Source organism: Shewanella sp. S1-58-MNA-CIBAN-0166 (assembly GCF_040310085.1).
In the GTDB taxonomy this organism is placed as follows: domain Bacteria; phylum Pseudomonadota; class Gammaproteobacteria; order Enterobacterales; family Shewanellaceae; genus Shewanella.
In genome coordinates, this window is the sequence record NZ_JBEOPN010000057.1 from 1 (window position 1) to 10,123 (window position 10,123).

At 40.3% G+C, this 10,123-nt stretch carries 7 protein-coding genes and 2 tRNA genes; 6 read left to right on the forward strand and 3 right to left on the reverse strand.

What is annotated here, in order from left to right:
• Positions 1-71: 71 nt before the first annotated feature.
• Positions 72-166, reverse strand: a tRNA-OTHER gene (locus tag AAEY99_RS20790).
• A 295-nt stretch (positions 167-461) separates the two neighbouring features.
• Here AAEY99_RS20790 and rlmKL point away from each other — a divergent pair.
• The 5 genes from rlmKL (at position 462) to rmf (ending at position 7,086) form a co-directional block, all read left to right on the forward strand.
• A complete protein-coding gene (gene rlmKL, locus AAEY99_RS20795; RefSeq protein ID WP_101086604.1) occupies positions 462-2,600 on the forward strand; it encodes a bifunctional 23S rRNA (guanine(2069)-N(7))-methyltransferase RlmK/23S rRNA (guanine(2445)-N(2))-methyltransferase RlmL in 2,139 nt (712 codons plus the stop codon).
• The gene (locus AAEY99_RS20800; protein WP_059744475.1) at positions 2,587-2,823 is read left to right on the forward strand and encodes a glutaredoxin family protein; all 237 of its coding nucleotides are present in this window, start codon (positions 2,587-2,589) and stop codon (positions 2,821-2,823) included. The genes rlmKL and AAEY99_RS20800 overlap by 14 nt, the downstream gene beginning before the upstream one ends.
• 1 nt (position 2,824) lies before the next feature.
• The gene (locus AAEY99_RS20805; RefSeq protein ID WP_101086605.1) at positions 2,825-4,741 is read left to right on the forward strand and encodes an ABC transporter ATP-binding protein; all 1,917 of its coding nucleotides are present in this window, start codon (positions 2,825-2,827) and stop codon (positions 4,739-4,741) included.
• Positions 4,742-4,766: 25 nt separating this feature from the next.
• Positions 4,767-6,656: a DUF3466 family protein gene (locus AAEY99_RS20810; RefSeq protein ID WP_101086606.1), complete on the forward strand. Its 1,890-nt coding sequence runs from the start codon at positions 4,767-4,769 to the stop codon at positions 6,654-6,656.
• 253 nt (positions 6,657-6,909) lie between these two features.
• A complete protein-coding gene (gene rmf / locus AAEY99_RS20815) occupies positions 6,910-7,086 on the forward strand; it encodes a ribosome modulation factor (RefSeq protein WP_011638106.1) in 177 nt (58 codons plus the stop codon).
• A 96-nt stretch (positions 7,087-7,182) separates the two neighbouring features.
• Here the strand turns inward: rmf and fabA are convergent, their stop codons facing one another.
• Both fabA and AAEY99_RS20825 read right to left on the reverse strand, forming a co-directional pair.
• Entirely contained in the window at positions 7,183-7,698 is a 516-nt protein-coding gene (gene fabA, locus AAEY99_RS20820) for a bifunctional 3-hydroxydecanoyl-ACP dehydratase/trans-2-decenoyl-ACP isomerase (RefSeq protein ID WP_011638105.1), read from the reverse strand.
• 75 nt (positions 7,699-7,773) lie between these two features.
• Positions 7,774-9,513 carry an AAA family ATPase gene (locus tag AAEY99_RS20825; RefSeq protein ID WP_182745272.1) on the reverse strand — a complete coding sequence of 580 codons (1,740 nt, stop codon included), beginning with the start codon at positions 9,511-9,513 and terminating at the stop codon, positions 7,774-7,776.
• Positions 9,514-9,787: 274 nt separating this feature from the next.
• On the opposite strand from AAEY99_RS20825, the gene AAEY99_RS20830 reads away from it, so the two are divergent.
• A tRNA-Ser gene (locus AAEY99_RS20830) sits at positions 9,788-9,877 on the forward strand.
• The last annotated feature ends 246 nt before the right edge of the window (positions 9,878-10,123 follow it).

Consider the following 10,123-nt stretch of genomic DNA (forward strand, 5'->3'; position numbering starts at 1 on the left):
CGAGCTACCAACTGCTCCATCCCGCGTCCGATAAACGCTATCAATTATTTTAATTCTATTGACTAAAGAAATGGTTGTGGGAGTAAGACTTGATAAAAACTACGACCTTCGACTCTTTATTAATAAAAAGCTGAGCCCGACGAGCTACCAACTGCTCCATCCCGCGTCCGATTGACGCTGCTTTAATTCATCTTATTAAACTGGCTAGTTAGCGTGTTTAACGGTCTGCTTCAAAGCGGGGCGAACTATAGCGATCCCCGTTTATATTTGCAAGTAAAATCTAGGCGATAGCTATTTGTTTGCTGGTAAAATAAGCGAGTCACTGCTTTATCGTACGATATTGCCAAATTAACCCAAAAATAAGGGATTTTAACCGTCCATTTCGATAAGTCGTTGGGGTTATGTGTTTGAGCAGGTATAATGCTGCACTGAATTTTGCGTAACCGATGACTGACTAATACATGTTTAATTTTTTTGCTGCAGCCCCAAAGGGTTTCGAATATAGCCTTGCTTCTGAACTTAAAGAGTTCGGAGCAACCGACGTTAAAGAAAGTGTTGCTGGAGTATATTTTTCTGCTTCATTAGAGCTGGCTTATCGCATTACATTATGGACTCGTTTAGCGAGCCGTATCGTATTAGTCATCTATAAAGGAGCTTGTGATTCTGCAGAGCAACTTTATAACGCAGCATACTGCATTGATTGGCCATCGCATTTTTCCCATAAAAAAACCTTCAGTATTGATTTTCACGGCACGGGTGGTTTCATTAATAACACTCAATTTGGTGCGCTGAAAATTAAAGATGCTGTAGTTGACCGTTTTCGTGATGATGGTACTCCTCGTCCCGATGTAGAACGTGTCAATCCAGATTTTAAAATTGATGCCCATTATCGTAATGGTCAACTGACTATTTCAATGAATTTCTCAGGCGCTTCTTTACACCAACGCGGATACCGTTCAACTACGGGTGAAGCACCATTAAAAGAAAACCTCGCTGCCAATATGTTGGTACGCAGTGGTTGGCAAGCTAATCCTATTACTGTGCTTGACCCATTTTGTGGCAGTGGCACGGTATTAATAGAAGCGGCATTAATGGCTGCTGATATTGCGCCTGGACTAAAACGTGAGAAATTTGGTTTCGAAAATTGGCAAAGTCACAATAAAGCAATGTGGCAGGTTATTTTTGACGAAGCTCAAGCGCGTGCAACCTTGGGCAAAACTCGTTGTAAGCTTAAATTTTACGGTTCAGACATCGAACCTCACCTGATTTCTATCGCTAAGCGCAATGCTGAGAATGCTGGTGTAGCTGAATTAATTGAATTTAGCGTGTCAGATGCACTCGATGTAACACCTCCTGTAAGTGAAGGCTTTTTGATTTCTAACCCGCCTTACGGTGAGCGTTTGGGTAATGTTACTGAGCTTTTACAACTTTATTACCAACTCGGTGATAAGTTTAAAAAAGAGTTTGGTGGCTGGAAAATAGCTATGTTGTGCAGTGATGTTGAACTTATATCATCGCTTAAACTAAAAGCTGACAAGCAGATGAAAATGTTCAACGGCGCATTAGAATGTGCTTTTAACATTTATACCTTACACGCCAACAGTACCCGCCGCGACGTGCCTGAATTGCCTGAAGGTGTTGATATTATCGACATTGCGCCAGCATTTGCGAATCGTATTAAAAAGAATGTTAAACAGTTTGAAAAATGGGCTAAAAAAGAGCGCATAGACAGTTATCGTTTATATGATGCTGATTTACCTGAATACAACGTCGCCATTGATAGATACGTCGATTATGTTGTTATTCAAGAATATTCAGCTCCAGCAACTATTCCTGAAGCGGTGACTAAACGCCGTATTAGTGATGTGCTATTAGCCTTGCCTGGGGCGTTAGGGATTCATCCTGATCGTATCACCTTGAAAACTCGTGAACGTCAGAAGGGTGCTAACCAATATCAAAAAATTGACGAACGTAAAGTTGAAGTTATCACTGAAGAATATGGTGCTAAATTTAAACTTAACTTAACCGGTTATCTCGATACGGGTTTGTTCCTTGATCATCGAGTTACACGTAAACTGGTTGGCGATAAATCAAAAGGCAAAAATGTCCTTAATTTATTCGCTTACACTGGCTCTGCATCAGTACATGCTGCGATCGGTGGAGCTAAATCAGTTACCACCATCGACATGTCTAATACCTACATTAATTGGGCCAAAGAAAACTTTGCCTTAAATGGTTTGTCTGGCGCTAAATACGATTTTATTCAGGCAGACTGTTTGCAGTGGATAAAAGATAATAGCCATCAGAAATATGAACTCATTTTTATCGACCCACCGACGTTTTCAAATTCAAAACGTATGGAAGACAGTTGGGATGTGCAACGCGATCATGCAGAGATGTTAGGTGGCTTGATTAAGCTACTTTCTCCAAATGGCGAGCTTATCTTCTCAAACAACAAACGTAAATTTAAAATGGATATCGAGGCGTTGAACCAAGCAGGTATCGACGTGACTAATATCGACCATTTATGTTTACCGCTGGATTATAAACGTAATCCACATATCCATAATGTTTGGCTACTGACTCATGCTAAAAAATAGTTCAGTCGCCTATGTGCTATTTCACACCGAGGGTTGTCATCTGTGTGAAATAGCTCAAAAATTGGTTGATCAAACCGCAATACATTATCAGCACATCGATATTTGTGATAACGCATCACTTGCAGAGCGTTATGGCATGAGCATTCCTGTATTTGTACAGGGCGAACGTGAGTTATTCTGGCCTTTCGATGCCGCACAATTACAAGAATTTTTAGGAGTTTAGATTGAGTCTGGTACGCATTAATAATGGCTCGTTAGCCTACGGTTACATTCCTTTGCTGCTAAATGCAGATTTTACCATTGAACCTGGTGAGCGCGTGTGTATTGTTGGGCGTAATGGCGCCGGTAAATCAAGTTTAATGAAAGTATTATCAGGTGATGTATTACTTGATGATGGTGAGTTTAATATTGCAAATGACGTTAACGTCAGTCGTTTACAGCAAGACCCTCCTAAAGCAGAAACCGGATCGGTTTACTCTTATATAGCAGCGGGTTTGAAAGAAATTGGTGAAGCGTTAGAACAGTATCATCAATTATCACACGATGTTGCAGATGCTAATCCTGAGCAGATGGATCGTATGCTGAATCAAATGCAACGTCTTCAGGAAGTGTTAGATCACAATGACGGCTGGCAATTAGATTCACGCATTATCCAAAACTGTCAGTTGTTAGGTCTAGATCCGGATAAGCCATTAAATGAATTGTCTGGTGGTTGGCAGCGTAAAGTGGCGTTAGCTCGTGCCCTTGTTGTTAATCCTGATTTATTACTGCTTGACGAACCTACCAACCATTTAGATATCGATACCATTGAATGGTTAGAGCAATTTTTATTAAGCTTTAAAGGCGCTATCGTATTTGTAAGCCATGACCGTGGTTTTATTCAAAGAATGGCAACGCGTATCGTCGATTTAGATCGTGGTGTAGTGGTCTCATTTCCAGGTAACTATCAAGTTTATTTAGATGGTAAGCAAGAATGGTTACGAGTTGAAGCTGAGAAAAACGCTCATTTTGATAAAAAACTTGCCGACGAAGAAACCTGGATCCGCCAAGGTGTTAAAGCGCGACGTACTCGAAATGAAGGTCGTGTTCGAGCGTTAAAAGCACTACGTACCGAACGTAGTGAACGCTTAAACCGTCAAGGTAACGCCAAAATGTCGGTATCTGATAACGAACGCTCTGGTAAGTTAGTATTTGATATTAAAAATGTTAACTATAATTTGCCTGATAAAAATTTAGTTAAAGATTTCAGTACTACTGTCATACGTGGTGACCGTATCGCGTTAATTGGCCCAAATGGTTGCGGTAAATCAACGCTAATCAAACTGTTAATTGAAAAGCTGCAGCCTCAATCTGGCGAAATTAAAGTCGGTACTAAGCTAGACGTTGCCTATTTTGACCAGTATCGTGAAGCGCTTGACCCAGAAAAAACAGTAGAAGAAAACGTTGGTGAGGGTAAAAGTACCGTCACAATTAATGGCCAAGATCGCCATATTCTTAGTTATCTACAAGATTTCTTATTCTCGCCAATGCGTGCTCGTACTCCGGTAAAAGCACTTTCTGGTGGCGAGAAGAACCGTTTGTTATTGGCGAGATTATTATTGCGCCCTGCCAATTTAATTATTCTCGATGAACCAACAAACGATCTTGATATTGAGACGTTAGAATTGTTAGAGTCACTGCTTGCTGATTTTGCTGGTACATTACTTATCGTGAGCCACGATAGAGCATTTATCGACAATACCGTTACCAGCAGTTGGTGGTTTGCGGGCAATGGACAATGGGCTGAGTATGTTGGTGGTTACCAAGATGCTGTTGCTCAAGGTGCAAAGTTTTATTCTGAGGAACCTGTTGCAACTAATGTTGTCCAACCTACCGCAGTGGTTGAAACAAAGCCTGTCAGTATCCCTGAGAAAGCAGTCAAAAAACTGTCTTACAAATTGCAAAAAGAATTAGATACGCTTCCGAGCCAAATGGAACAGCTCGAGCAAGATATTGCCCAATTGCAGCAAACCATAGCGGGTGCTGATTTTTATAATCAACCGCAGGATTTGGTCAATAAAACACTGCAGTTGTTGGCAGAAAAAGAACAGAATTTAGAAGTTTGCTTCGAGCGATGGGAAGAGCTTGAGTCACTGAAGTAAAGCATAATAAAACAGGAATAGTTACATGAAGTTAAAGTTTGATAAAGCCTTATCCCTTGTTGCGATAGGTGTATTAAGTGTGATTGGAACAGTTCAAGCTGCGCCAGTATATGAAATTGTTAATATTGAAGATTTCGACCTAAATGGCACTATTGACGGTACACGTAATGGCTATGCCATGGCGGTGAACAGTCAAGATGAAGTTGTCGGTATTTCAAAAGGTAAAAAGAAACTTAGTACCGAAGACATTGAAGGCGGCATCATTGATGTTGAAGATGGTATTTCTGATGCAGAAGAGATTACCTATTCAGTATTAAAGCCAATAGAGGCAAATAACTTCACTGTCACTACCAGTGCAAATGCCGCTGAAGGCGCTTGGAAGCCTTCATTTTATAGCCTAGCAGGTACGACTAATCCTACTGATGTAGACAGTGATGGTGAACTGGTTGTTAATTCAATTGATACCTTCTTCTATGGTCTTAACAGTAATGGCACCAAAGTGGGTGCTTATACTGGTGAGCAAAAGACCTTGGCTTATGAAGGTACAAGCACAACACAAGAGCTTTGGTATTATCGTGATTTTGAACTTCGTGCCATTGCAGTAAAAGATGATGTTGAATTTTCATTGCTACCTCCTTACACAACCTATGTTCGTGAACAAGATGCTGACACTAGTGCAGCTACCGTTGAGTTAGGTGGTTCGTCTGTTGCAGCCGATGTAAATGAAAATAATCTTGTTGTTGGTTATGGAAGTACCGCATTGGCTTCATCAAGTGTTGACCGTGTAGATAGCTGTATTACAAGCGCAGAAGACACTGATGCAGATAATCCTACGCCGCTCGCTATTTGTGTTCAAGATTCTCAGTATCCAGACACTAACAGCCGTCGTTATATTATTTATCAAACACGCGCTTTAGTATGGGATTTAAATAACATAGACGATGCCGGTGTACCTGAGCGTACTGAATTACCGTTAGGCTTAACCCCTGCAACGGATTCAACGCTAATTTACACCGCCCAAGCATTAGGTGTTAACAGCGATGATGATGTGGCTGGCCGCTCACATGTTTATCGTAATGGCGACACCGATAAATTATATTTTGATGCTGCTTACTGGAAAAAGAATGCCAATGGTGAATATCAATATAATTGGGTAGATATGGAGAATGAAGTCACCAGTTCTATCGCATATGATATTAATGATAATGGTATTTTAGTCGGCAGTTATCGTAAATATATTGGTGGCTATTTGCGTGATAAATTCTTCACATTAGACACTAACAATCCAGAACAAGGGATTGTTACGCCGAATGACTTCCAAACCACATTGTCAGATTTAAGTAGCAAACCTAAAGATATCAACAATAAAGGACAAGTTGTCGGTTATGTTGAATCAACTTACGACAAAGAAAAGCCTCGTCCAAAAGTGGGTTTCTTATTTGAAAATAGTACTAGCGAATTTTCTAATTTAAACGATCTCCTTACCTGTGGTTCTAAAGGCTATGTACAGAATACTGATGGAGAGTGGGCTCGTCATCAAGTGAGTATTCAAGATGGTACTGGTGAAATATTAACTTATAACACCGATATTCAAGTTGTAGAAGCCAATAGCATCAATGAAGACGGCACTATTGTAGGGACTGCGTTTATTCGTAAGCCACAATATCAAACCGATGCAACTACTGGTAATGTGCTTGTCGGTGAAAATAATCTACCGCTATTTGAATTAGATGGGAACGGTGCTCCAGTAACAGCATATTTGCCGCGAATGGTTATTTTGAAACCAACCTCTGGTGAAGCATGTACGACTTCAGACACAGTTGAAGAAGTGGCTTATGTACGTCAAGGTGCAGCCAGTTTTGCTTGGTTATTCACTCTGCCATTATTATGGTTGCGTCGCAGAGTAAAAAAATAGGCTTAACTGTCATCATAGACTCAGTGTAGTCACCGTCATCTAGCACCTCAAACAGGGGGTAGTCTAGAACCATAAAAAAATCGAGGAAATATTCCTCGATTTTTTTTTAACCTAATTCTCAATACCTTAATAAAAGATCATTAAAATGATGGTTTTTTTTGGTTGATTTTGGTTAAAAAACGATCTATTTCTATATGCAAGGCTTCAGCTTTATCATGTCAAAAAGAAGCCTGTTACTGAAGAGGACTCATGCATGAAAAGACAGAAAAGAGATCGTTTAGACAGAGCATTTTCAAAAGGATTTCAAGCCGGAGTAGGAGGGCGCTCTAAGGAGGTTTGTCCCCATTCGAATCTGGATTCACGGTCTCAATGGTTAGGCGGATGGCGTGAAGGTATTGACGGTCGTCTTAATGGCCTATTTAACAAGTAGTACTTAATAAGTAACACTTAATAAAATGCCCTCACGATGTATATCGGAGGGCATTAAGCTACATTTTCAACGTATTTCGAAGTAAAGTGGCGTTAACTAGAACGTCGATGTATCGCTGAAAATACCTACTTTTAAATCAGTTGCTGAGTAGATTTGACGACCATCAACTTCCATCGTGGCATCAGCTATACCCATAACCAATTTTCGGTGAATTTTGCGTTTAATATTAAGCTTGTAAGTCACTTTCTTTGCATCAGGTAATACTTGGCCGGTAAATTTCACTTCACCCACGCCTAATGCTCGACCTTTACCTTCAGCGCCTTCCCAGCCTAGGAAGAAACCAACAAGTTGCCACATGGCATCCAAACCTAAACAACCAGGCATTACTGGGTCACTGATAAAGTGGCAATCAAAAAACCATAGATCGGGTGTGATATCGAGTTCGGCAATTATTTCACCTTTACCAAATGCACCACCATCTTCATTTATGGTAATGATACGGTCAATCATCAACATATTGTCGACAGGTAAGCGCGGTCTATTTGGGCCTAAAAGATTGCCATGACCACATGCGACAAGTTGCTCTTTAGTGAAACTATTAGCTTTTTCCATTTAAATCGATACCACTTAATTGACTGATAATACTAACAAGATAGCGAACACGTGTAAGCTAAACAACTCCGATCACTAAATAATGTGCAATCTAGCTAACAATTTAGCAAAAAAGTTCAGTTCCACGTCATCATCATCTTGTCCGGCTAATTTATCTAAACGTTGTTGTACTAATCCGTAAAGCGTGTCTGGTGCAAAGTCGTTATCTTCATTCGCGACTCCAGCAGGCATTTGCATCAGCAGTTCAACTGCTTGATCCATATGCTCAATTGCATGGATATGAAATAATCCTTTATCAATGGCTTCAATCACAGCAGGTTCAAGATTTAGCTGTAATACATTGGCCTTAGGCATAATAACACCTTGTTCGCCCGTTAAACCGCGGCGTTGACATAAATTAAAGAAACCTTCAATTTTCTCATTCACACCACCAATCGCTTGTACATTGCCAAACTGATCTAATGCGCCTGTAACCGCTAAACTTTGGATAATGGGTTGTTCAGCTATCGCAGACATTAAACAGCAATACTCGGCGAGTGAAGCGCTATCACCATCAATTTCTTGGTAAGACTGTTCAAATACAATATTTGCATTCAAATGAAGAGGCGCGTCACGACCAAAAATACGGTACAAGCAAGCAGATAGGATCATCATGCCTTTTGCATGAATATTGCCACCCAACTCTGATTTTCGTTCAATATCTGCCACTTCGCCATCACCATAATGCACTGATGAGGTAATACGGGCAGGCTCACCATAGGTATAATCGCCTGTATCAATAACCGTAAGGGCATTAATCTGACCTACCATAGCGCCTTTAGTTGGCAGGTTTATAAAATTATCATCAAAACTTTGAGCCGAATATATTTCAGAGCTATTGTGACGGAATTTTAATTTTTCCAGTGCTTTAGCTATAGCTGCAGCATTCAATGTAGCTTGACCTGAATATACTTTTGCTTGACCTAATAGTTGCCTAAACTCCAACATACTTAAACTTAAGCGTTGTTGATGTTCAACCAAACGTGAGCTATACCAAAATAACGGTAACAAACTTGATGGTTCTAATTCAACAGATTCTGCTTGGGCAAGCACGTTCAACCATTGCACATAAGACGATTCAGGATGCTGTGTTAGATCAACTTCATTACTCATTTCAGCCAGCAATGGAAAATGGCGATTAAAATTTCGGTCTTCAACTCTAAGCTGGCTATACGATAAACCAGAGCCCACAAGTACAATCTTACAATTCAGTGGAATAGGCGTTAACTCATTATTAATACGATAAAAGCCATCGTGGATAATTTGCATCAACAAATCCCACAAACTCTCGCGCTGCCATAATGATGCTAAGCAAATAAACACGAAATGATTTTTGGCTAGTGCACCAGGTTTATAAACACTGGATTTGTCCGTTTTAAGCATTCTACCGAGCAAATCAGCACGGCGAATAGTCCCTTGTAAATAGCAGGACAATGATTCTTGCTTAGCGATAATGCCGACATGTTCAGGAGGGAGTGTTTGTTGCCACTTAAACTGAATATCTGCATCTTCTTGCTGTTTTTTAGTCGCAACAAGGTAATGATTTGAAGGCGTGTTAGCTTGAGTTACCAACGCATCAATAAATAGTGATCTATCTACCCCTAAAAAATCAGCAAGAAATAAATGTTGCGAATTTGTTTTGCTCATTAATTTGAATGTTTCAACCACTCGTTCTTGACCAAGCAGTATATGACTTGGAAAAGAAACTGAAGTCGATGCATCAGGTAAATGATATTGAGGAGCGAGTTTGGCACTAGGCAGTAGCGTTGAATTCATATAGTGGTAATTTAGCTGCGACAACGAAAAATAATGAGATGATATTAGCATAAAGCACCACAAAAGCCTTAGCAGATTCAACTCTTCTAGCTTACCTGGTGTTGTTGAAGTGATTCAAGTCCATAAAAGAGTCGCCAACGAGTTTTGTGTTGATTAAAAAAGTCTCGATGATGACAAAAATATGAGCATGCTGATTAAATGCTATGCACTCAGGTGTTTTTTTTAACTTTATGGTTTACAAGCAAACGAGTTACTTATATTATTCAGCCCGTTCGGAGGGATGGCAGAGTGGTCGAATGCACCGGTCTTGAAAACCGGCAACGGTTTATCCCGTTCTAGGGTTCAAATCCCTATCCCTCCGCCACATTCAATAAAAAGGCCCGCTATTTATAGCGGGCCTTTTTATTTGGCGAAAGATAGGGCTCTGAACCCCGGGTTCCTCTTTATTAAAAGCAAGCTATCCCTCTTCTAGATTCAAGACCAAATGCCAAACCGACAAAGATAAGGCCTTTTTATTTGGGCGTAAGATAGGACTCTGAACCCCGGGTTCCTCTTTATTAAAAGCAAGCTATCCCTCTTCTAGATTCAAGACCAAATGCCAAACCGACAA

What these genes read in the sequence shown, in the direction of transcription:
- fabA (WP_011638105.1), bottom strand. Translation starts at nt 7,698, where the DNA reads ATGGAAAAAGCTAATAGTTTCACTAAAGAGCAACTTGTCGCATGTGGT.
- rmf (WP_011638106.1), top strand. Translation starts at nt 6,910, where the DNA reads ATGAAAAGACAGAAAAGAGATCGTTTAGACAGAGCATTTTCAAAAGGA.
- AAEY99_RS20810 (WP_101086606.1), top strand. Translation starts at nt 4,767, where the DNA reads ATGAAGTTAAAGTTTGATAAAGCCTTATCCCTTGTTGCGATAGGTGTA.
- AAEY99_RS20800 (WP_059744475.1), top strand. Translation starts at nt 2,587, where the DNA reads ATGCTAAAAAATAGTTCAGTCGCCTATGTGCTATTTCACACCGAGGGT.
- AAEY99_RS20825 (WP_182745272.1), bottom strand. Translation starts at nt 9,513, where the DNA reads ATGAATTCAACGCTACTGCCTAGTGCCAAACTCGCTCCTCAATATCAT.
- rlmKL (WP_101086604.1), top strand. Translation starts at nt 462, where the DNA reads ATGTTTAATTTTTTTGCTGCAGCCCCAAAGGGTTTCGAATATAGCCTT.